The sequence below is a fragment of the Amycolatopsis sp. NPDC026612 genome, assembly GCF_040638285.1.
GTDB lineage: Bacteria > Actinomycetota > Actinomycetes > Mycobacteriales > Pseudonocardiaceae > Amycolatopsis.
Genome location: NZ_JBEZYB010000002.1, coordinates 53,000 through 73,194, shown reverse-complemented (window position 1 = coordinate 73,194; position 20,195 = coordinate 53,000). Strand labels below are relative to the sequence as shown.

22 protein-coding genes are annotated in these 20,195 nt (G+C 71.4%); 12 read left to right on the top strand and 10 right to left on the bottom strand.

Annotation, left to right across the window (positions count from 1 at the left end):
• The first annotated feature begins 131 nt into the window (after positions 1-131).
• The 6 genes from AB0F15_RS02590 to AB0F15_RS02565 all read left to right on the top strand — a co-directional run bounded on the left by AB0F15_RS02590 (position 132) and on the right by AB0F15_RS02565 (position 5,548).
• Complete coding sequence (locus AB0F15_RS02590) at positions 132-521, top strand: cupin domain-containing protein (RefSeq protein WP_360264031.1); 390 nt, start codon at positions 132-134, stop codon at positions 519-521.
• Positions 522-530: 9 nt separating this feature from the next.
• Complete coding sequence (locus tag AB0F15_RS02585; RefSeq protein ID WP_360264028.1) at positions 531-1,106, top strand: GNAT family N-acetyltransferase; 576 nt, start codon at positions 531-533, stop codon at positions 1,104-1,106.
• A gap of 32 nt (positions 1,107-1,138) precedes the next feature.
• Positions 1,139-1,642 carry a helix-turn-helix domain-containing protein gene (locus AB0F15_RS02580; RefSeq protein WP_360264026.1) on the top strand — a complete coding sequence of 168 codons (504 nt, stop codon included), beginning with the start codon at positions 1,139-1,141 and terminating at the stop codon, positions 1,640-1,642.
• Positions 1,643-1,711: 69 nt separating this feature from the next.
• Positions 1,712-2,203: an SRPBCC family protein gene (locus tag AB0F15_RS02575; RefSeq protein ID WP_360264023.1), complete on the top strand. Its 492-nt coding sequence runs from the start codon at positions 1,712-1,714 to the stop codon at positions 2,201-2,203.
• Complete coding sequence (locus AB0F15_RS02570; protein ID WP_360264020.1) at positions 2,200-3,225, top strand: LLM class flavin-dependent oxidoreductase; 1,026 nt, start codon at positions 2,200-2,202, stop codon at positions 3,223-3,225. The genes AB0F15_RS02575 and AB0F15_RS02570 overlap by 4 nt, the downstream gene beginning before the upstream one ends.
• A 10-nt stretch (positions 3,226-3,235) precedes the next feature.
• On the top strand, positions 3,236-5,548 hold the full coding sequence (locus AB0F15_RS02565; RefSeq protein ID WP_360264018.1) for a molybdopterin-dependent oxidoreductase: 2,313 nt from the start codon (positions 3,236-3,238) through the stop codon (positions 5,546-5,548).
• Positions 5,549-5,551: 3 nt separating this feature from the next.
• On the opposite strand, the gene AB0F15_RS02560 is transcribed toward AB0F15_RS02565, so the two are convergent.
• On the bottom strand, positions 5,552-7,075 hold the full coding sequence (locus AB0F15_RS02560; RefSeq protein ID WP_360264015.1) for an AMP-binding protein: 1,524 nt from the start codon (positions 7,073-7,075) through the stop codon (positions 5,552-5,554).
• A gap of 60 nt (positions 7,076-7,135) precedes the next feature.
• On the opposite strand from AB0F15_RS02560, the gene AB0F15_RS02555 reads away from it, so the two are divergent.
• A complete protein-coding gene (locus AB0F15_RS02555; RefSeq protein WP_360264012.1) occupies positions 7,136-7,984 on the top strand; it encodes a hypothetical protein in 849 nt (282 codons plus the stop codon).
• A gap of 167 nt (positions 7,985-8,151) precedes the next feature.
• Positions 8,152-8,880 carry a nitroreductase/quinone reductase family protein gene (locus AB0F15_RS02550; protein ID WP_360264009.1) on the top strand — a complete coding sequence of 243 codons (729 nt, stop codon included), beginning with the start codon at positions 8,152-8,154 and terminating at the stop codon, positions 8,878-8,880.
• On the opposite strand, the gene AB0F15_RS02545 is transcribed toward AB0F15_RS02550, so the two are convergent.
• The 5 genes from AB0F15_RS02545 to AB0F15_RS02525 are packed head-to-tail and all read right to left on the bottom strand — an operon-like array spanning position 8,881 to position 13,548.
• Positions 8,881-9,729, bottom strand: coding sequence for an LLM class F420-dependent oxidoreductase (locus tag AB0F15_RS02545; protein ID WP_360264006.1), 849 nt, complete (start codon positions 9,727-9,729; stop codon positions 8,881-8,883).
• Between the two features lie 26 nt (positions 9,730-9,755).
• The gene (locus AB0F15_RS02540; RefSeq protein ID WP_360264004.1) at positions 9,756-10,445 is read right to left on the bottom strand and encodes a TetR/AcrR family transcriptional regulator; all 690 of its coding nucleotides are present in this window, start codon (positions 10,443-10,445) and stop codon (positions 9,756-9,758) included.
• A 29-nt stretch (positions 10,446-10,474) separates the two neighbouring features.
• Entirely contained in the window at positions 10,475-11,401 is a 927-nt protein-coding gene (locus AB0F15_RS02535) for a phosphotransferase (protein ID WP_360264001.1), read from the bottom strand.
• A gap of 11 nt (positions 11,402-11,412) precedes the next feature.
• A complete protein-coding gene (locus tag AB0F15_RS02530) occupies positions 11,413-12,618 on the bottom strand; it encodes a histidinol-phosphate transaminase (RefSeq protein ID WP_360263998.1) in 1,206 nt (401 codons plus the stop codon).
• A 21-nt stretch (positions 12,619-12,639) separates the two neighbouring features.
• A complete protein-coding gene (locus AB0F15_RS02525) occupies positions 12,640-13,548 on the bottom strand; it encodes a hypothetical protein (protein ID WP_360263995.1) in 909 nt (302 codons plus the stop codon).
• Between the two features lie 211 nt (positions 13,549-13,759).
• Between AB0F15_RS02525 and AB0F15_RS02520 the strand changes: the two genes are divergently transcribed.
• The 3 genes from AB0F15_RS02520 (at position 13,760) to AB0F15_RS02510 (ending at position 15,588) form a co-directional block, all read left to right on the top strand.
• Positions 13,760-14,059 (top strand): hypothetical protein, encoded by a 300-nt coding sequence (locus AB0F15_RS02520; protein WP_360263993.1) that lies wholly within the window; start codon positions 13,760-13,762, stop codon positions 14,057-14,059.
• A 189-nt stretch (positions 14,060-14,248) separates the two neighbouring features.
• The gene (locus tag AB0F15_RS02515; RefSeq protein ID WP_360263990.1) at positions 14,249-14,854 is read left to right on the top strand and encodes a dihydropteroate synthase; all 606 of its coding nucleotides are present in this window, start codon (positions 14,249-14,251) and stop codon (positions 14,852-14,854) included.
• Positions 14,851-15,588 carry a dihydrofolate reductase family protein gene (locus tag AB0F15_RS02510; protein ID WP_360264746.1) on the top strand — a complete coding sequence of 246 codons (738 nt, stop codon included), beginning with the start codon at positions 14,851-14,853 and terminating at the stop codon, positions 15,586-15,588. Before AB0F15_RS02515 ends, AB0F15_RS02510 begins: the two co-directional genes overlap by 4 nt.
• A gap of 266 nt (positions 15,589-15,854) precedes the next feature.
• Here AB0F15_RS02510 and AB0F15_RS02505 read toward each other — a convergent pair whose 3' ends face one another.
• The 4 genes from AB0F15_RS02505 to AB0F15_RS02490 form a co-directional block, all read right to left on the bottom strand.
• Positions 15,855-16,256 carry an NUDIX hydrolase gene (locus tag AB0F15_RS02505; RefSeq protein WP_360263987.1) on the bottom strand — a complete coding sequence of 134 codons (402 nt, stop codon included), beginning with the start codon at positions 16,254-16,256 and terminating at the stop codon, positions 15,855-15,857.
• A 15-nt stretch (positions 16,257-16,271) separates the two neighbouring features.
• Entirely contained in the window at positions 16,272-17,942 is a 1,671-nt protein-coding gene (locus tag AB0F15_RS02500; RefSeq protein WP_360264743.1) for a hypothetical protein, read from the bottom strand.
• A gap of 76 nt (positions 17,943-18,018) precedes the next feature.
• Complete coding sequence (locus AB0F15_RS02495; protein WP_360263984.1) at positions 18,019-18,384, bottom strand: VOC family protein; 366 nt, start codon at positions 18,382-18,384, stop codon at positions 18,019-18,021.
• 30 nt (positions 18,385-18,414) lie between these two features.
• Complete coding sequence (locus AB0F15_RS02490; RefSeq protein ID WP_360263982.1) at positions 18,415-18,831, bottom strand: hypothetical protein; 417 nt, start codon at positions 18,829-18,831, stop codon at positions 18,415-18,417.
• A 110-nt stretch (positions 18,832-18,941) separates the two neighbouring features.
• Between AB0F15_RS02490 and AB0F15_RS02485 the strand changes: the two genes are divergently transcribed.
• Positions 18,942-20,081: a serine hydrolase domain-containing protein gene (locus AB0F15_RS02485; RefSeq protein ID WP_360263980.1), complete on the top strand. Its 1,140-nt coding sequence runs from the start codon at positions 18,942-18,944 to the stop codon at positions 20,079-20,081.
• Positions 20,082-20,195: the final 114 nt, after the last annotated feature.

Below are 20,195 nucleotides of genomic sequence, written 5' to 3'. Positions count from 1 at the left end.
GGCCTTTGGGGGGTCCAGGGGGGCTTGCCCCTCGGCTGGGGTCCGGGGTTCGACCCCGGACAACACAGTGCGAGAATTCTTGCGGCATGTGCGATTCCTAGCACTCGCGCCGGCGAACCGCCAGGTCGAGCATGGGACGCATGAACCCGATCGACCTCAACGAAGTCCTCGCGAGCTTCGACGCCGCCTGGAGCCCGCGCATCGTCACGCGCGTCAACGACTACGACATCCGCCTCGCCCGGTTCGACGGCGAGCACGTCTGGCACGTCCACGAGCACACCGACGAGTTCTTCCTCGTCCTGGACGGCGAGATCGAAATCGGCCTGCGCGATCCGGACGAACGCGTCGTCACAATCGGCCGCGGGCAGGTGTTCGTGGTGCCGAAGGGCACGTTCCACAAGCCGGCGTCGAAGGCGGGCGCGAGCGTGCTCCTGGTCGAACCGGCGGGAACGCTCAGTGTCGGCGACGCGCACGACGACGTGCCGGACCACGTGGACGTGACGACCGGCCACCTCGTCTAACGTCAAAAGATGCTGACTGTCGTACCCGTCGATCAGGCGTCCTGGGCCGACCTGCAGGCCATCTTCGGCGACCGCGGCGATCCGGCCCGCTGCCGGTGCCAGTACTTCAAGGACACACCGGCGCAGTGGCGGTCGGGCACCGCGGAGGAACGGGCCGAGCGGCTGCGCGCCCAGACCGCCGAGCACGCGACCGGGCTCGTCGCCCACCTCGACGGCGAGCCCGCCGGCTGGTGCGCGGTCGAACCCCGCACGGCGTACCGGCGCCTCCTCGGCAGCCGGCTCGTCTGGGCCGGTCGCGAGGAGAACCCGGAGGACGACGGCGTCTGGGCCGTCACGTGTTTCGTCACGCGCAAGGGCTTCCGGCGCCGCGGGGTGAGCGCGGCCCTGGCGAAAGCGGCCGTCGGGTTCGCGCGCGACCGGGGCGCCCGCGCGGTCGAGGGCTATCCCATGCTCGTCGAGCCGGGGCAGAAGCTCGCGTGGCCCGCCGAACTGTTCGTCGGGAGCCGCCGGATCTTCGCCGACGCGGGGTTCACCGAAGTCAGCCGGCCGACCGCGCGGCGCGTCGTCATGCGACTGACCTGCTGAGTCTTTCTCGGGAACGGCGTACGCTCGGCGGCATGAAACGGACTTCGTTCGCGCAGTGGCCGTGCTCGATCGCGCGCACCATGGATCTGCTGGGGGACTGGTGGACCCCGCTGGTGCTGCGGGACGCCTTCTACGGCGTGCGCCGCTTCGACGAGTTCCAGCAGGCGCTCGGCATCGCCCGCAACACCCTCGCCGACCGGCTCAAGCGGCTGGTCGACGAGGGGCTGCTGGAGAAGGTGCCCTACCAGACCGAGCCGGTGCGTCACGACTACGTGCTCACCGAGAAGGGCCGCGACTTCTACCCGGTGCTGCTCGCGATGACCCGCTGGGGCGACAAGTGGCTCGCGAGCGAGGCCGGGCCGCCGATCACCGTGCACCACCTCGCCTGCGGGCACGACACGCACGCCGAAATCGTCTGCGCTCAGTGCCGGGAACCGATGACGCCGGACGACACCCGGATGCGCCGCGGCCCCGGCTTTCCACCCCGGCTGGCGCAGCGGCCGGACGTCGAGGAGCGGTTCGCCCGGCAGGAGTGACGTTGACAGCATAGGTCTATCTACGCAACTATCGTGGTCAGACCGCCTTTCGAGAGGAGCGCGACCACGATGGAGTGGACGGGTGCGCGGTACGCCGACCTGCCGACCGCCGAGGTTTCGACGTGGATCGACGCCGCGCCCGAGGACGTCTGGCCGGTCGTTTCGGACATCTTCCTGATGCCCGAGCTGAGCGCGGAACTCCAGTCCGTCGAGTGGTGCGAAGAAGGCCGCAAGTTCCTCGGCCGCAGCAAGCACGATGCGTTCGGGGAGTGGGAGACCACCTCGTACGTCGTCGAATGCGACGCGCCGCGGGTGTTCGCGTGGGCCGTGCAGGACCCCGACCGGCCCAGCGCCGTCTGGAAGTTCACGCTCGAGCCCGCCAACGGCGGCACCCGCCTGAGCCAGTGGATGCGGATGGGCCCCGGCCGGTCCGGGTTGTCGTTCGCCATCGACCGGATGCCGGAGAAGGAACAGAAGATCGTCTTCGTCCGCATGCGGGAGTTCGAGGCGGCGATGGCCGGCACGGTCGCCGCGATCAAGGCCCGGATCGAAAACCGATGAAGACCGCGACGACCGTCGAGTTCTCGAAGGACAGCCGCACGACGCTGGACTTCGTGCTGGAGGCGGAAAAGCTCGGCCTCGACGTCTGCTGGGTGGCCGAAGCCTGGGGCTCGGACGCGCCGTCCGCGCTCGGCTACCTCGCCGCCCGCACCGACCGGATCCGGCTCGGCTCGGGCATCATCCAGCTGGGCACGCGCACGCCGGTGGCGATCGCGCAGGCCGCGCTCACCCTCGCCGACCTGTCCGGCGGCCGGTTCGCGCTCGGTCTCGGCGCGTCCGGACCCCAGGTGATCGAGGGACTGCACGGCGTCCCGTTCACGAAACCGCTGACCCGGATGCGCGAGACCGTCGCGATCATCCGCCAGGCCTTCGCGGGGGAGAAGATCTCGTTCTCCGGCACGGCGTTCGAGATCCCGCTGCCCGGCGAGGCCCGCCCGATGCGGCTGTCCACCGCGCCGAACCCGGACATCCCGATCTACCTCGCGACGCTGTCGCCGAAGCTCCTGGAGCTCACCGGCGAGGTCGCGGACGGCTGGCTCGGCACCAGCTTCGTGCCCGAAGGCGCCGACGCGTACTTCGCCCACCTCGACGCCGGCCTCGCGAAGGCCGGCAGGCAGCGCAAGGACATCGACGTTTGCCAAGGCGCCGAAGTCGCCTTCGCGGACAACGAAGACGAGCTGCGGGTCATGATCGGCAGCCGCAAGAAGGAGCTCGCGTTCAGCCTCGGCGGGATGGGCTCGGCCAGCACGAACTTCTACAACAACGCCTACAGCCGCCAAGGCTGGGCCGACGTCGCGGCCGAGGTCCGCGAGCGCTGGCAGGCCGGTGACCGCGACGGCGCCGCCGCACTCGTCACCGACGAAATGGTGCTGGGCACCACGCTGATCGGCACCGAAGAGATGGTGCGTGAACGCTTGCGCGTCTGGCAGGACGCCGGGATCGACACCGTCCGGCTGTACCCGGCCGGCGAAACGCTCGAAGCGCGTCTGACGACTCTGGGCCGCGCGCTGGACCTGCTGTGAAGGGAACGCCATGGGCGAGTGGCAGCGCACCGCGTGCAGCCTCTGCTACCTCAACTGCGGGCTGGAGGTGCAGCTCGACGGCCGGAAGATCACCCGCGTCCGCGGCGACAAGGCGCACCCGCGTTCGGCCGGCTACCTGTGCCAGAAAGCTCAGCGCCTGACCTGGTACGGCGACCACGAAGACCGCTTGACGACGCCGTTGCGCCGGCGTCCCGACGGCACGCACGAGCCCGTCGGCTGGGACACCGCGCTCACCGAGATCGCCGCGAAGCTGCACGCGATCCGGGACGCCGACACCGAGGCCGGGCGGCCGGGCTCGTTTGCGTACGTCGGCGGCGGTGGCCAGGGCAACCACTCCGGCGGCGCGTACGGCGCTTCGCTGCTGAAGTGGATGAACTCGACGCGCCACTTCAACGCGTTGTCGCAGGAGAAGACCGGCGACTTCTGGGTCAACGGGCAGATGTTCGGCTCGACGACCGTGCACACCGCCGAGGACGTCGAGCACTGCGACCTGCTGGTCGTGCTCGGCTGCAACCCGTGGCAGGCCCACGGTTTCACCAACGCCCGGCACGCGCTCAACACGCTCAAGAACGATCCGGCGCGCCGGATGATCGTGATCGATCCGCGGCGCACCGAGACCGCGGAGCTGGCCGATCTGCACCTCCCGCTGCGACCGGGCACCGACGCCTATCTGCTCGGCGCGATCCTGGCGCTGCTGCTCGACCGGGGTGGCGCCGACGGGGAATTCCTCGCCACCCGGACCGAAGGCTTCGACGAGGTCGCCGCCGTGCTGGCGAAGGTGCCGGTGGACGAGTGGATCGCGCACACCGAGGTGTCCCGGGTGGACGTCGAGAAGGCCGTCGACCTGATGTGCGCGGCCGAGGCGATGACCGTGCGCGTCGAGCTGGGCATCCAGCAGGGACGGCACTCGACGCTCAACAGCTACCTCGAGAAGCTGCTGTACCTGCTCACCGGGCACTTCGGCCGGCGCGGCACGAACAACGTGCACTCGTGGCTGCTGCCGCTGTGGGGCGCGACGACCGGACAGCGCTCCGAGATCACCGGGTTCGAGTACATCGGCGGCCTGCTGCCGGCGAACACCCTCGCCGAGGAGGTCCTCGCCGACCACCCGAACCACGTCCGCGCGGTGTGGGTCGAGTCGTCGAACCCGGCCAACACCTTCGCGGGGACGCGTGAGGTCGAACGCGCTCTGCGGGCGGCGGAGCTGTCCGTGGTCGTCGACGTCGCCTACACCGAGACGGCGGCGCTGGCGGACTACGTGCTGCCCGCGGCGTCCCAGCACGAGAAGTGGGAGTTCACGCTCTTCACCTTCGAGTGGCCGACGAACTACTTCCAGCTGCGGCGGCCGTTGCTGGACCCGCTGCCGGGCACGCTCGTCGAAGCCGAGATCTACGCGCGGCTGTTCGACGCGCTCGGCGTGCTGCCGCCGTCCGACGTGCTCGCGTCGCTGGCCGCCGGGCCGCGGGCCGAACTGCAGGCGGGCCTCGGGGCCCTGGTCCAGGCAATGCCGGAGCGCGCGGCGATCCTGCCGGTGCTGCTCTACCGCACCCTGGGCGCGTTGCTGCCCGACGGCGCGGGGTCGATCGCGCCCCTGTGGGCGGGCTGCCACCGCGCGGCGGAGTCGATGACCGTGCCGGTGCAGCGCGCGCTCGGCAGTTCCGCCACCGGCGTGGAGCTGGGCGAGGAGCTGTTCTCGCGGGTGCTGGCCGGACCCACCCCGTTCTCGGCCCACAAGCAGGACGAGGTGTGGAGCCTGCTGCGCCGCGAGCGCGTCCGGCTCGCCGTGCCGGAACTGCTGGACTGGCTGGCCGCGCTGGACCCGGCCGCCGAGCAGCCCGACCCCGCGTACCCGTTTTCGCTGGTCAACGGGCAGCGGCGGGCGCACAACGCGAACCAGATCCTGCGTGACCCGCGCTGGCGCCGCACCGATCCGGACGGCGCCCTGCGCGCGCGTCCCGACGAGCTGGCGTCGATCAGCGCGGCTCCGGGCGACTGGGTGGCGGTGGTGACGCCGTCGGGGCGGGTGGTCGTCCGCGCCGAGGCCGACCCCGGGCTGCGGCCGGGTCAGCTCGCGCTGCCGCACGGCTACGGCATGGCCCACCCGGACGCCGACGGCCGCCGCGTGGTCAGCGGCCCGCGCATCAACCTCCTGACGGACGCGCTGGACCGCGATCCGATCGCGGGCACGCCGCACCACAAGGACGTCCCGGCGCGCCTGGAACCCGCGACGGAAACGGAACGCGCACTGGCGGAGGCGAACAGCGAGCGTGTGCGCGCGAGTGTCTCAAGTGGACGGTCTTGACGGTTAGTTGACCTGCCTCGACTGCCCCTTCCAGAACGGCTCCCGCAGCTTGAACTTCTGGATCTTGCCCGTCGCCGTCCGCGGCAGCTCGGCCAGGAACTCCACCCGCTTCGGGCACTTGTACCCCGCCAGGTGACCGCGGCAGTGCCGGATCAGCTCGTCGGCCGTGACGTCGCCCTCCACCACGACCAGCGCCGTCACCAGCTCGCCCCACTTCTCGTCCGGGATGCCGATCACGGCGGCCTCGCGGATCGCCGGGTGCGAGTTCAGCGCGTCCTCCACCTCGATCGACGACACGTTCTCGCCACCCGAAATGATCACGTCCTTCTTGCGGTCCGCGATCGCCAGGTACCCGTCGTCGAACGTACCGCCGTCGCCGGTGTGGAACCAGCCGCCCTCCTGGACCCGCGCCGTCTCCGCCGGGTTCTCCCAGTAGCCGTCGAGGTTGTGGTTCGACTGCGCGAGCACCTCGCCGCTCTCGTCGACGGCGATCCGGACGCCCAGCGCCGGCGTTCCCGCGCGGCCCAGCAGCCGGGCCTGCTCGTGCGGGTCGAGGTCCGCCCACTCGCTGCGCATCCGGTTGACCGTCAGGAGCGGCGCGGTCTCGGTGAGCCCGTAGATCTGGATGAACTCCCAGCCCAGCTCGGCCCGGACCCGCTCGATCGTGCGGGTCGGCGGGGGCGCGCCGGCCACGACGATCCGGACCCGGCCGCGGCCGGGGATCTCGCCGTCCCAGTTCGCGGCGCCGTCCAGCGCCGCCGTGACCACCGCGGGCGCCGCGCACAGGATCGTCACGCCGTGCTCCTCGATGCGGCGCAGGATCTCCGTGCCGTCGACCTTCCGCAGCACGATGTGCCGCCCGCCGAGGCCGGTCACCGCGTACGGCATCCCCCAGCCGTTGCAGTGGAACATCGGCAGCGTGTGCAGCAGGACGTCGTTGTCGCTCAACGTCGTGTGCAGGCCGAAGACCACGGCGTTCAGCCAGATGTTGCGGTGGGTGAGCTGCACGCCCTTCGGCCGGGCGGTCGTTCCCGAGGTGTAGTTGACGGTCGCGGTGGCCGACTCGTCGCCGTCCCACGGCCGGGGCGTTCCGTCGCCGCCCCAGATGGCCTCGTCGTCGCGGCCGAGGACGAACACGTGCTTCGCCGTCACGGTGTCCAGCAGGTGCGCCAGCTCCGGGTCGACGATCAGCACCTCCGCCCCGGAGTGCTCCACTATGTACTTGATCTCGGCCGCGGCCAGCCGGAAGTTCACCGGCACCAGGATCCGGCCCCAGCCGGACACGCCGAAGAACGACACGAGCAGGCGGGCGGCGTTGTGCGACACCACCGCGACGCGCCCGCCGGCCGGCACGCCCAGCGCGTCGAGGTTGGCGGCCTGCGCGCGGGCCCGGCGCGCCACCTCGCGGTAGGTGAGCGAACCCCAGCTCGGCGCGGGCTGGTCCGGCTCGTCGACCACCGCGACCCGGTCGGGGTACACCGTTTCCGCGCGGTCGAGGAAGTCCCGGACACCCAGATCGAAGAACATCCCCCGATGATGACTCTTCCCAGGTGCTCGCACCAGTCCGATGTGGTTCGCTGGAGGACGATGGACTTCGACACGGTGGCCGGCGAGCTCTACGGGGGCGACCTCGCGGAGTTCGTCAGCGCGCGCAACGCGGCGGCGAAGGCCGCGAAGGCCGAAGGAGACGCCGAGCTCGCGAAGCGGATCCAAGCGCTGCGGAAACCGACCGCGGCCGCGGCGATCGTCAACGGCCTGGCCAGGGACGAGTCCGATCAGCTGCGTGAACTGGCCGAGCTCGGCGACGAACTGCGGGACGCGCACACCCGCCTGGCCGGCGATGACCTGCGGGCGCTGACCCGGCGCCGCGGCGACCTGGTGCGGCGGATCCGGCACGAGCTGCCGTCGATGAGCGACCCGGTGTCCCGCGAGGTCGAGGCGACCCTGGAAGCCGTCGCGGCCGACCCGGACACCGCCGCGCTGGCTCTCGCCGGGCGGCTGACGTCGGTGGCGCACCAGGACACCGACCAGTGGTTCAGCCTCGCCGCGAGCGTCCCGCCCGCCACCGGGAAGCGCTCGAAGAAGCTCGTGGACAAGGCCGAACCGGCCACGCCGAAGCGGGACCACCGGCGCGAGGAACGGGACCACCGGCGCGAGGAAGAGGAGCGGGCGCGAGCCCGTGCGGAACGCGACCGGCTGCGCAAAGAGGCCGCCGAGCGGGCCAAGGAACGCGCGACGGCCGAACGCGACCTCGTCCGCACCGAGCGCGCGGCCGAGCAGGCCACGGCTCGCGTCGACGACCTGCGTGAGCGCCTGGCGGAAGCCGAGGAACGCGCCGGGCGCGCGACGGCGGAGTTCGAGACGGCGAAGGCGGCCTTCGACGAAGCCGCCACGGCTGCTGCTGCCGCACGGAAAGCCGCTGACGCCGCCCGCTGAGCCGTGCTAGCGTGCAGTTGTGCCCCAGATGGGCCGACACACGGAGGTAGTGGCTACTCATAGCCCCCTTGAGATCGACACGTTCCGCCTTTCCCTGGCAGAGCTGTGCCCTTCGTGTCGGCCTCTCGGCCTCCGGTGAATTTCGTCATCGGAAAGGACCACCCAGCTTGATCATGCTCACCACGACCGGCGCCCGGACGGGCCGGAAACACCGGGTTCCCCTGGGCGCCTTGGACATCGACGGTCGGCTGGTCGTCATCGCTTCGGCGATGGGCGCGCCGAAGCACCCGGCCTGGTACCACAACATCCGGCACAACCCCCTCGTGTTGGTGGAAACGGACACCGAGACGTACGAGGCGATGGCGGCTCTCCCGCCGGATCGCGACAAGCTGTTCGCCGAGGTGATCGATCGGGAGCCGGGGTTCGCGGACTACCAGGCGCGAACGACCCGGCTCCTGCCCGTCGTCGAACTGCACCGGGTCGACACCGCGCGCCGCATGGGCGACTGGCTCGTCGAGATGCACGACTGGCTGCGCAGCGAGCTGAAGGAAATGCGGGCCGAGCTGGATTGCGGTACCCCGCGACAGCTGAGCCTGCGCTGCGCCGGGTTCTGCACGGCCCTCACCCGGCACCATACCGGGGAAGCCAGGAACATCTTCCCGTTGCTGGCCGAGCGGTTCCCCGCCCTCGCCCCCACGTTGGCGAAGCTCGACGAAGAGCACGTCGTCGTCGCGCGGCTGCAGGATGAGGTCCAGCAGCTCGTCGAAGAAGAAGCCGACCCGGTCCGGCTCCGTGCGGAGTTCGATCGGCTCAAGTCCGAATTGGACAATCACTTCGACTACGAGGAACGCACGCTCGTCGCGGCGCTGAACGCCCTGCTGCCCGCGCCCGGCTGATCAGAGCAGCACTTCGGCCAGCCGACGTTGGTTCGCCAGCTCCACCTCGGGTGAGGGGCCGAGTACCTGCACCGCCACGTGGTCGGCGCCGGCGTCCACATGGGACAGAAGGCCCTTGGCGACGGTCTCCGGCGTGCCGTGCAGGACGAGGTCGTCGATCAGGCGGTCGCTGCCGCCGCCGGTGACGTCGGCCTCGGTGTACCCGTGGCGCAGCAGGTTGCTGACGTAGTTGCGGAGACTGAGGTACGGGGTCCGGACGTACGGCCGTCCGATGGCGCGCGCGGCCACACTGTCGTCGTCCAGGACCACCTTGTGCTCCGGTGCCAGCAGCTTGCCCGCGCCCAGGATCGCGCGCGCGTGCCGGGTGTGCGCGACCGGCACCAGGTACGGGTGCGCGCCGGCGGTGCGCTCGGCGGCCAGCTTCAGCACGCGGTCGCCGAGCGCGGCGAGCACCCGGGCTCCGGCCGGGACGCCGGCCGCGTCGAGCCGGTCGAGGTAGCCGACGATCTTGGCGTACGGGCTCCGGTATTCGGTGACCGACTCCGGGTGGCCGACGCCGATGCCGAGCAGCAAGCGCTGCCCGTACCGGCCCGCGAGCCGGTGGTAGGACTCGGCGAGGGGTTCCGGCTCGTCGACCCACATGTTGACGATCGCCGTCGCCACGGTGATCCGCTCGGTGGCGTCGAGGACGTCCTCGACGAACGCGAGGTCGCCGACCGAGTTGCGGCCGGTGCCCAACCAGACCGCGCCGTATCCCAGTTCGTCCGCCGCGATCGCCTGTTCCTTGCGGGTCACGTCGTCGCGGTGCGGGGCCAGGAACACGCCGAACTTGCTCGCTATATTTGTCATACCGAACAATGTAGCAAATGTAGCGCTCAGTCCGCCAGGCGGTGCAGCCACTCCCGCAGCATCAGGCGTTCGGTCGGGGTCAGGGCGCGGTCGTCGTCCTCGAGTGCGGCCGACAACGCGACGGCCAGCGCGCCCACGGATGAGCCTTCGGCCGGGCGGTCGACCAGCAGCCCGGCCAGAACCGACTCCCTGACCTGCGTGGACAGGGTCAAGTCCCGGCTGTCTTCCGGCTGGGCGATCAGGCTGAGCGTCACGCCGCTGTTGGCCGCCGCGACCTGGCGCGCGGCTTCCGCGGCCTCGACGCGCAGGCGGCCGTCGCGCGCCAGCGGCGTGAACAGCTCCAGCAGCATGGCTTCGGCGCTCGATGTCAGGTTGCACGGCACCCCCGGCTCGATCTGGCCGTAGAGCAGCACGTAGAACGCGGGGTGCTCCAGGCCGTACTCGACGTGCCGGTCCCAGCCTGCGCGGATCCGCTCCACCGGGTCGCCGCCGGCGGTGGGGGCCTGGACGTACTGGGTGAAGCCGTAGTTGACGACGGCGTCGAGCAGGCCCTGCTTGCTGCCGAAGTGGTGGTACAGCGTGGGGGCCTGGACGCCGGCGCGTTCGCAGATCGCCCGCGTCGACACCGGTCCGTCACCGGCTTCGTGCAGGAGCTGGCCGGCGGCCAGCAGGAGGCGGTCGCGGGTACTGGTGGCGTTGCTCGATCGTCCGGCCATGTAGCAATTGTAACGACAGGGTGTAACGCTCAGCGCAGCCGCAGCTGGACCCGCCGGAGCCCGGCGAAGGCGGCCAGCACCGCCGGGTCGGTCGTGGCCGCGGCCGGCCGCACCGACCGGTAGCCGTCCAGGAGCGCCTCCCGCAGCTCTTCGCGGTGGGGCAGGGGCGCGAGCGCGGCGCAGGCGACGGCGAGGTCGTAGGCGTAGTGCCCGTACCCGCAGTCGTCGAAGTCGATCACGTGCACCCGGCCGCGGTGCAGCAGGTAGTTCTCCTGGTGCAGATCGCCGTGCACCAGGCCGAAGACGTCGGCGCCGTACCCCAGCTCGGCCCGCACCGCGCGCACACGTGCCACCGCTTCGCGGATCCGTTCGTCGCCCCCGGCCGCCGCGACGGCCCGGTCGACGACCGTCGCCGAGAAGCCGTCCACCTGCGTGCGGCCGAACTCGGCGAGGTCGTCGACGCGGCCGCGGTCGAGGCCGTTCATCCGCGCGCCGTGCAGGTGCAGCCGCGCGGCGAACTCGCCGAGCGCGTACAGCTGCGGGGCGGTGAGCCGTTCGCCGACGAACCGGCCGTCGACCCAGTGGCAGAGCACGCAGGTGCGCGGTTCGGGCACCGCCGGGTCGGCGACCACGGTGACCAGGTCCCGCGCGCGCGTCGGCACCGGCTGCGGGACGACGAGGCCCGTTTCCCGGCGCAGCGTGGCGAGCCAGGCCATCTCGGCCCGCACCTGGGCGACGCCCGGGCCGTCCGGCCGCTGCACCCGCAGCACGTACCGGTGGCCGTCCGCGCCGTCGACGCGGAACGTCGTGTTGAGCCCGTGGGCGAGCGGGGTCAGGCGGGCCACCGGCACGGCGTAGGCGGTCAAGGCCGCTTCGGCGAGCCGGCGCAGGCGCCGCGTGCGGCCGGCGCGGTCGAGTTCGGCGAACGGCCGGATGTTCGCCTGGAAGTCGGCCATCGCCCAGGTGCTCAGCTGATCGACCGTTCCGGCTCGCGGGAGTGCTCGCGGGAGTGCGAGACCAGCTCCATGTTCGGCGCCGGGTGCCGCGCGCCGCCCAGCCGCTCCACCCCACGCAGTCCCTCGGCCAGCCGCTCGACCTCGGTGTCCGGCCGCACCCCGAAGCGCATGAACTGGCTGGTCATGCCGATCTTGTTGCCGCACTGGCGCACCAGCAGGTGGTGCTCGGCGAGCAGGTAGTCGCACAGCTCGGCGCCGTCGACCGAAGCGGGCAGCTTGACGAGCAGGAAGTTCGCCTGCGACGGGAACACCGTCAGCTCCGTGAACTGCCCGAGCTGCGCGTGCATCAGGAACCGGTCGAGTGCGAGCTTCTTCAGGCTGTCCTCGTACTCCGCCTGGTGCTCGGCGAGCATGAAGATCACGGTCTCGGCGAGCGAATTCAGGTTCCACTTCGGCAGCGCGGCCGACAGCTTGCGCGTCAGCGCGGGGTTCGAAACCTGGTAGCCGAACCGGATCCCGTGCAGCCCGAAGTTCTTGCCGAGGCTCTTCAGCACGATCACGTTCGGCCGGACGACGGCTTCGGCGGCCACCGACGGGTTCCGCTCGACCTCGACGAAGTCGATGAACGACTCGTCGATCACCACCAGGTCGAGGTCTTCGAGGGCGTCCATGAACCGGATCACCTCGCGGCGCGGCAGGTACCCGCCGTCGGGGTTGTTCGGGTTGCACAGCACCGCGACCCGGGAGCCGCGGCGCCTGATGAACTCGATGTACTCGTCCACGCGGAGCTCGAAGTTGTCCGCTTCCTTCAGCAGGAACATGTCGACGCGCTTGCCGGTCTCCATCGGCTGGTCGGTCCAGCGGCCGAACGTCGGGATCGGCACGGCGACGCTGGAATCGACCAGCAGCTGGTCGATCCAGGTGATCAGCTCGGTCGAGCCGTTGGCCGGCGAGATCGTCGACGGGTTGAGCCGGAGCACGCCGGCGAGCTGCGCGGTGATCGCGGCGGCTTCGCTCGGGTAGAACTTGAGGATCGTGCGGAGGTTCCGTTCGAGCTCGCCGAACATCTCGTCCGTCGGGAAGTACGGGTTGCAGGGGATGCAGAAGTCCGCGAGGTCGTCCGCGTGCTGTCCCATCGCCCTGGCCACGGAGAAGAACGACGGACTGTGGGCCTTGCCCTGCTGGAAAAGGCCGTGGGTGGTCATACCGTGCCGCACGCGTGGTCTCCGTCCGCCGCTTTACCGGCCCCTTGCCTTCCCGTGGGGGACACGTACGAATCGGGCGGCCGGTTCAACGCCGGACAGCGCGTGGATCGCGGTGCCCGCCAGCGCGGCGGCGGCCAGTGCGGACAGCGCGAGGAGCGGCAGGGGGGCGGCCGGCGGGTCGATGCCGGTGAAGGACTCGACGCCGATCACGGCGGTGAGCACCGCGTCGGCGGCGACCGCGATCCGGACCACCAGCAGCCGGCGTGGTTCCGGGTAGCGGGTGGAGCGCAGGATCCAGGCGAGCGCGGGCAGCACGAGGATCGCGTGCATGGCGACCGCGTGCAGCGGCTTGAGCGAGCCGGCGGTCGTGTAGGCGAGCTGCGGGTCGCCGCCGCGCGCCGCAACGACCCCGCGTCCGATCATCACCGCGCCCGTGGCCAGCGCGACCAGCAGCACGACCAGGCCGGCGCGGACGGCCAGGCGCAGGCTCGGCGCGTCCGGGCCGGGTTCGACGAGCGCGGTGGCCGTGAACCCGATGACGGTCAGGATGATCACCGCGCCGCCCGCGGCGAGCGTCATGGAGACGGCGGTGTCGAACGGCGTCTCGAAGTCGAAGTGCGACGGCACGCCCCGCCACGCCTGCATGCTGACCAGCACGACCTCGGTGACGCTGGCCGCGGTGAACGCACCGAGCAGCGCGGTCCGCAGCCGGGGGCGGATGGTCAGGAAGGACGTCGCCCAGGCGACCGACGCCAGCGTCAGCCCGAAGGACAGGCCGAACGTGACGGCCTTGCGCATCGACAGCGGGCCCAGCCACGAGCCGCCGGTGGCGAGGAGCACGAGCGCGTGCGCGACGCCGCTGACGAACAGCGCCGCGCCGACGGCGTAGGCGATCCGCTCGGCTCGTCGGCCGCCGGACCGGATCCGGATCAGTGCGTTCATGTCCCGAAGTGTCCCCTCGCGACGGGGCCACCGCGTCGGCCCGGCGGCGGCACCACGACGTACGACGACGGGCGTACGGCAATCGGCGAGTATGTCGAAAAAGCGCTGGTAAAGGAATTCAGTTCTTCTTGACGGAATATTGACGCAAAGGGTGCCGGGTGCCACTCGCCAGGCGGATGCGGTGTGGGCGCGAGCGCTCTACTCTGCAAAGATGTACATCGCACTGTTGACCTATACGGCGCCCGAAACAGAAGTCGGCTACGCGCTTCCCGACCATTCGGAGTGGTTGCGCAAACAATTCACGAATGGACTCTTCCTTGTTTCCGGAAAGGGCAACGGCGCGGCCGACCAGGTGATCCTGACTCGTCCGGTGCTGCGCGGCAAGCTCGACGCCGTGCTCGCCAGCGATCCGTTCGTCGTCCGGCGGCTCGCCCGCTACGACGTCATCGAGTTCACCGCCACGCGCACCGCTCAGGAGCTGCTGGCGATCAACGAGGCCATCGCCTCCTGAGGAGCGGTTCTCCGGGGGGCCGGGTGGTGGAGCCCCCGGCCCGGGGCGGAGCCCCGGATGTCGGAGCCGTCAAGGTCGGGTGGCCCGGCGACGGTGCCCCGCCAACTGACGGCGAGGAACGCTCGTCCGCTGGTCCGCGCCGCGTTCCCTTATGATCGCGACGCACGGACGTCCAGCAGGGAGAGCGCGATGAAGACCCCCGACCTCGTCTTCCGGGGCCGCCGGTTGAGCAGTGACCGCGCCCTGGTGCTGGCCGCGGTCGAGGTGCTCCCGGAGCCCTCGGCGGCCAGGGACGCCGTCCGTTCCGCCGTCGCCGACGGCACCGATCTCGTGAGTTTCGCCGGAACCGGCGCCGAGGCACTGGTCGAGTGGGCGCGTGAGACTTTTCCCGGCCTCGTCGTCGGGGCCGACACCGCGGACCCGTCGGTCGCCGCTGCCTGCTGCGAAGCGGGCGCCGACCTGATCGTCGCGCGCGCCGACCTGGCCGAGGTCGCGGCGCGGTTCGGTGCCGGTTACGCCGCTTCTTCGGTGCCCGGCGCGGCCGAACTGCCCGCCGCCGGCGTCGTCCTCGACGTCGGGGTGCTGCGGACGGCGCCGCCGGTCGGAGACGTCCCCGTGCTGGCCGAGGTGGCCGGCGACGGGACGCCCGGCGGCCTGGCGCTGGCGGCGCTGGCGGCGTCGGCCGGGGTGGCGATCCTGCGCACGAAGCACGTGCGCCAGGTGCGGCACGTGGCGGAGATGGCGGCGAGCATCGCGGGCACCCGCCCGCCGGCGAAGGCGGTCCGATGGGAATGATCCGGCAGGTCTGGCCGGCCGAGCGCGAGCTCGGCGACGAAGACCTCGAGCAGCTGTACCGGTACCCGGCCGACCCCCGGTGGCTGGCGGTGAACTTCGTGTCGAGCACCGACGGCGCGATCACGGTCGCGGGCCGTTCGGCGGCCCTGTCGACGCCGGCCGACCGGATCGTCTACCGGCTCGGCAACGACCTGGCCGACGTCGTCCTGGTGGGCGCGGGAACGGCGATGGCGGAGGGTTTCGAGGGGATGCGGCCCGACGAGCGCACGGCCGGGCGCCGTCGCCGGTTCGGCCTGGCCCCGATCGCCCCGGTCGCGGTGGTGACGACGGGCCGTTCCCTGCCCCCGGACGCCCCGGTGATCACCAAGGCGGCGGTCCCGACGTTGGTCTTCACATGCGCGGCGGCGCCCTCGTCGCTGCGCGACGCGTGGGCGTCGAACGGCGCGCGGGTGTTCGTCGTCGGGGAGGTCGACGTGTCGGCCGAGCTGCTGACGGCGACACTGGTGGCGGAAGGACTGGGCCGCATCGACTGCGAAGGCGGTCCCCGGCTGTTCGGTTCGCTGATCGAGGCCGGCGTGGTCGACGAGTTCCGGTTGACGGTGGCACCGTTCCTGGTGGCGGGCACCTCCGGCCGTGCGGCCGTGGGACCGGCGGTCGATCCGGCCGAGCTGGAACTGGCTTCGGTGCTCACCGACGGCGCCAGTGTCCTGCTGCGGTACCTGGCGCACCGCTAGTTTTCGTGAGTCACCGGAGTCCGCCTCGAGCCTTCTCCAGTTCCGGCCGGCACCGGTTTTGTCGGTCCCTTCCGGTAGCGTGGAATTCGGGGGCTCCCTAGCGCGGTTTCCGTTGCGGCGCAAGCAAAATCGCTGCTCGACGCCACCTCGGAGTTCACCCGGTCCAGCGATGATGTTCGCACACTTGTTCGGGTACCGTCGAAGGCATGACCACGGCCCGAAGACCTCCGCAGCGCCAGGAACCGTTGCTGCGCCGAAGAATAACCCTACCGATCGAGCAGTCGCCGGAAATGGTCCGGCAGCGGCAGTTCCCGGGCCTGCGCCCGCGTCAGCCAGGCGAAGCCGTCGTGCTCCTCGGGGTTGAGCACGACGTCGCCGGCTCCGTCTTCTTCCACCGTGTAAACGAAAGCGTGGATGCGCATGGCGCGTCCCGCGACGTCCGGCCACGCGTCCCGAGCCAGCTCGCCCGTGATGCGAACCGTCAACCCGGTCTCCTCCGCCACTTCGCGGGCCGCCGTGTCCTCGAAGCGTTCGCCCGGCTCGACCGTCCCGCCCGGCAGTTCCCACCCGCCGGCGAGGAACACCCCGGGCCCGCGGCGGAGGAACAGCACCCGGTCGCCGCGCGCGATCCAGCAGTAGGCCAGGTGCTTCTGCGCGATCTCCGTCATGCGTGCGATTCTCGCTCAGTTGGTCTTCGACGTCGGCAGGTGGGCGCCCAGGTACCCGACGTACACCGCGCCCGTGCGGTCGGTGTCGTCGAGGAAGTGCAGGCGCGGTGCCGGCGACTTGAAGCGTTCCAAGGCGATGTGGGCGCCGAAGTAGTCGCGGCCCGCCGGGTTCGTCCGGGGATCGACGCGGAACGTGCGGGCTTGGCGGAGCCGCTCGTTCGTGGTCACGGTGTCGGATTCGGCCAGGGCGATGATGTTGGCGCTGATCAGCGAACCCGGCTGGCCGGTGCGGGCGAACGCCAGCACGTCCGAGAGTTCGGGGCCCGGGTCCTGGCCCGCCTCGAGCAAGGACGTCCGGGCGTCCGCGTAGGCGTCGAGGGTGCGGAGCGCGTCCCACGCCTTGCGGCGCCAGGCGGCGGCTTTGGGGTGGTGGTCGAGGATCGCCGCCGGGGCCGGTTCGGCGGTGATCGCGAGGTGCTTGAGCGAGGCCGTCGCGGCGCCGATCAGCTCGGCGAAACTGGGGAACTCCTCCGGCGGGCGCTCGGCGGCGGCGACCTCCTCGTCGGCGTCGTGGTGGCGGGAGAGCCGGCCCGCCAGCAGCCCGTTGACGCGCCGGAGCTCGTCGCGTTCGGCTTCCGTCTCCTCGAACGCCCGCGCGTAGTCGTCCACTTCCGCCTGCAACTGCGCGAGCTGCTCCCGCAGGTAAGCGACGTCGGTCGTGCTCGCGTCCTCGAGGCGGCGGCTGAGCGTCTTCACCTCGTAGGCGTGCCGGTCCCGTGCCTCGGCGTGGGCCTTGGCCTTCTTCCGCAGGATCGTGATCACGCCCCGCGCCTCGGCCAGCTCCCGCTCGGCGCGGTCGAGCTTTTCGATCAGCTCGGCGTCGGGTTCGCGCTCCGGCGAAGCGAACGGATCGGCCTCGTACCAGGCCCGCACGCTCGGCACGTCGGCCCACTCCTCGGGCAGGGGCGTCCGGCCGCGTGCCTGGATGAGCCGCGTGATCGCGCTCTCGAGCGCCTCGCCGGACACCGGGCTGGCGGTTTCGACGAAATCCGGCAACTGGTCGCACGGCGGCACGTACAGCCGCGCGCCCTGGGGCACCGCGCAGCCGAGCGGCAGGTGCCGGTTGAGGGTGTGGCGGAAGCGGTCGTCGACGTCGAAGACGTTCACCAGCCCGGGCCAGCCATCGACCGGCACCGTCGGGGGCTCGGTGAGCACCAGCACGGCGGAAGATCGCCACGGCGCCATCAGCGCCTCGCTCAGCAGGTCGGAGAGGTGGTCGCATTCCTTGCGCGACCAGCCGCGCATCGTCAGCACCGGCGTTTCGATCGGGATTTCGTCGCTGCCGCTGGCGCCGAGCTCCTCCAGCCCGATCCGCTGGGCCGGCGCTTCGTGGCAGCTGCGCCACGGCCGCGTGCAGGCCGCGGCCAGCAACCACGTCACCCGGTCGTCGCCGGCGCGGTAGCAGAGCGAAAGCAATACCTGAACGGAGTAGCGGCCTTCGTTGCCCGCGTACGCGAACTTCAGGTCGCACCGGCGCGAACCGCCGTCGTCGGACGAGCCGAGATCGGTCACCGAATAGTCGTCGTGTTGCCGCTGGCGGCTGATCAGCCTGCTGCGCAAGGCGTCCAGGGGGCGTTTGCCCTCGGTGGGGACCAGTCCGTGGTGCCAGATCCGGTGCGCCCCCACAGGACTCAACTCCGTTCGCCGGGAACAGGACTTCCGCCGAACATAGCGGATCCTGTGACCGTTCGAACGCGGGGCGTCACCCCGTGCGCGTCCAGAGGCAGAACGGGTGCCCGGCCGGGTCGAGGCAGACCCGGAAGTCGTCTTCCGGCTGGAAGTCGGCGAGCACCGCGCCCGCCGCGATCGACGCCGCCGTCGCCTCCTCGAGGTCGTCGACCTCGATGTCGAGGTGCAGCTGCATCTGCTGGGTACCGTCCACCGGCGGCCACACCGGCGGGACGTGCCCGGCTTCCAGCTGGAACGACAGCCCCGCGCCACCGTCGTCCGGGCGCAGCGTCACCCACTCCGGTTCGTCGGTGTGGATCGGCCAGCCGAGCAGGTTCGAGTAGAACTCGGCCAGCGCACGGGGTTCCGGCGTGCCGAGCACAGTGGAGGTCAGCTTCATGATCCGGGAGGTACCCACGCAGCGGGATCTCTACCGAGGTGCTCCGGTGCCCGTGTCGAAGTAGGCGACCGGCGGGCCGACGTGCCGCCACGACGTCGTCGCGAACACCGCGGTGCCCGACAAGGCGAGCAGTGCGGTGATCACGGCCAGCGTGGCGCCGATCCGGCCGAAGCCCGGCTGGGTGCGCGCGCCCGCGCAGACGCCGAAAACCAGCGCCAGCACGCTGATCGGCAGCAGCGCGAACCACAGCGCGCCGAGGACGAGCACGAACGCCTGCGTGAGCCAGGAAAGCACCCACGCGGACACGATCCCCGGCCGGACGATCAGCCAGGCCGCCCAGGTCGCGATCGCCAGCGTGAGGCCGGACGCGCCGATCGCGAGCGACGCGATCGCCAGGCCGCGGCCGGGCCGGGTGGTTTCCGCTGCTTCGGATTCCGGTTCCCCCATGCCGGAACCATCTCATCCGGGTTGTTGCGCGTTACCGGAATACCTCGGCATCACGGGGGTTGCACCCCTGGCGCACGCGCCGAGATCACCGGGATCACCGAGGAGCTGCCATGTCGTCCGAGCACATCCAGGGAACCGTCGCCGACGGGTTCGAGTCCGTCCGCGCGGAGTTCGCGGCCGTCGCGGCCGACGAAGGCGGTGACTACGCCGCCCAGCTCGTCGCGCACGTCGACGGCGAGCGCGTCGTCGACCTGTGGACCGGCCCCGCCATCACCGGCGACTCGCTGACCGGCGTGTTCTCCTCGACCAAGGGGGCCGCGCACCTGGTGGTCGCGCTGCTCGTCCAGGACGGCGTGCTCGACCTCGACCAGCGGGTCGCCCACTACTGGCCGGAGTTCGGCGCGGCCGGCAAAGGCGGGCTCACGGTGCGGGACCTGCTCGCGCACCGCGCGGGCGTCGTCGGCGCGGACGACGGGTTCACGGGCGAAGAGCTGGCGGACGACCGCATCATCGCCGAGCGGCTCGCCCCGCAGCGGCCGTACTGGCGGCCCGGCACCGCGTTCGGCTACCACGCGCTGGTGATCGGCGCGCTGACCGGCGAGGTCGTCCGGCGCGTCACCGGCCGCAGCATCCAGGAGCACTACGAGGAGCGCGTCCGGAAGCCGTTCGGCCTGGACTTCCACCTGGGGCTGCCCGAGGAGCTGGAGCCGCGGTTCCTGACCACGCAGCCGATGCTGCCGACGCCGGAGCAGCTGGCGGAGCTGGAAGCGAACGCGACCGGGCCGGACAGCATCACGGGGATCGCCTTCAATCGCAACAACCCGAAGGCGCCCGAGCTCTGGGAGCTGCCGAACATCAAACTGGTCCGGCAGCTGAGCCCGGCGTCGGTGGGCGGCGTCGCGTCGGCGCGAGGGCTGGCCGGCCTGTACGCGGCGGCGATCAGCGGCCCGGAGCCCCTCCTGCGCGCGGAAACCGCGGCGGAATTCGCGCAGATCCACTCGATCGGCCGCGACGTCGTGACGCGCGACCACAACGCGTTCGGTCTCGGCTTCGCGCTCGTGTCGGACAACTACCCGGTGCTGGGCCAGGGCGCGTTCGGCCACAGCGGCGCAGCCGGCTCGCTGGCGTTCGCCGACCCGCGCAGCGGCCTCGCGTACGGCTACAACCGCCGCCGGTTCGCCTTCCCGGGCGGAGCAGCGCCGGAAAACGCCCGCCTGATCCGTGCGGTCCACGCGGCCGTGACAGGCTAGCCGTCCACACAGGACACTCTGGCCCGGATCGCCGCCCCGGGGTCACGTTCCGTACCCGGAGCAACACGTGACTGCGGGCGGTCCTGCGGACGTGCCTCCAGGTGCACGGATGCA

Bases quoted from the DNA above. Each gene is read 5' to 3' on its own strand.
- AB0F15_RS02515 (WP_360263990.1), top strand. From the start codon at position 14,249: ATGAAGACCCCCGACCTCGTCTTCCGGGGCCGCCGGTTGAGCAGTGAC.
- AB0F15_RS02520 (WP_360263993.1), top strand. From the start codon at position 13,760: ATGTACATCGCACTGTTGACCTATACGGCGCCCGAAACAGAAGTCGGC.
- AB0F15_RS02585 (WP_360264028.1), top strand. From the start codon at position 531: ATGCTGACTGTCGTACCCGTCGATCAGGCGTCCTGGGCCGACCTGCAG.
- AB0F15_RS02565 (WP_360264018.1), top strand. From the start codon at position 3,236: ATGGGCGAGTGGCAGCGCACCGCGTGCAGCCTCTGCTACCTCAACTGC.
- AB0F15_RS02485 (WP_360263980.1), top strand. From the start codon at position 18,942: ATGTCGTCCGAGCACATCCAGGGAACCGTCGCCGACGGGTTCGAGTCC.
- AB0F15_RS02540 (WP_360264004.1), bottom strand. From the start codon at position 10,445: ATGGCCGGACGATCGAGCAACGCCACCAGTACCCGCGACCGCCTCCTG.
- AB0F15_RS02555 (WP_360264012.1), top strand. From the start codon at position 7,136: ATGGACTTCGACACGGTGGCCGGCGAGCTCTACGGGGGCGACCTCGCG.
- AB0F15_RS02590 (WP_360264031.1), top strand. From the start codon at position 132: ATGGGACGCATGAACCCGATCGACCTCAACGAAGTCCTCGCGAGCTTC.
- AB0F15_RS02510 (WP_360264746.1), top strand. From the start codon at position 14,851: ATGATCCGGCAGGTCTGGCCGGCCGAGCGCGAGCTCGGCGACGAAGAC.
- AB0F15_RS02525 (WP_360263995.1), bottom strand. From the start codon at position 13,548: ATGAACGCACTGATCCGGATCCGGTCCGGCGGCCGACGAGCCGAGCGG.
- AB0F15_RS02560 (WP_360264015.1), bottom strand. From the start codon at position 7,075: ATGTTCTTCGATCTGGGTGTCCGGGACTTCCTCGACCGCGCGGAAACG.
- AB0F15_RS02570 (WP_360264020.1), top strand. From the start codon at position 2,200: ATGAAGACCGCGACGACCGTCGAGTTCTCGAAGGACAGCCGCACGACG.
- AB0F15_RS02545 (WP_360264006.1), bottom strand. From the start codon at position 9,729: ATGACAAATATAGCGAGCAAGTTCGGCGTGTTCCTGGCCCCGCACCGC.
- AB0F15_RS02495 (WP_360263984.1), bottom strand. From the start codon at position 18,384: ATGAAGCTGACCTCCACTGTGCTCGGCACGCCGGAACCCCGTGCGCTG.
- AB0F15_RS02505 (WP_360263987.1), bottom strand. From the start codon at position 16,256: ATGACGGAGATCGCGCAGAAGCACCTGGCCTACTGCTGGATCGCGCGC.
- AB0F15_RS02580 (WP_360264026.1), top strand. From the start codon at position 1,139: ATGAAACGGACTTCGTTCGCGCAGTGGCCGTGCTCGATCGCGCGCACC.
- AB0F15_RS02575 (WP_360264023.1), top strand. From the start codon at position 1,712: ATGGAGTGGACGGGTGCGCGGTACGCCGACCTGCCGACCGCCGAGGTT.
- AB0F15_RS02535 (WP_360264001.1), bottom strand. From the start codon at position 11,401: ATGGCCGACTTCCAGGCGAACATCCGGCCGTTCGCCGAACTCGACCGC.
- AB0F15_RS02490 (WP_360263982.1), bottom strand. From the start codon at position 18,831: ATGGGGGAACCGGAATCCGAAGCAGCGGAAACCACCCGGCCCGGCCGC.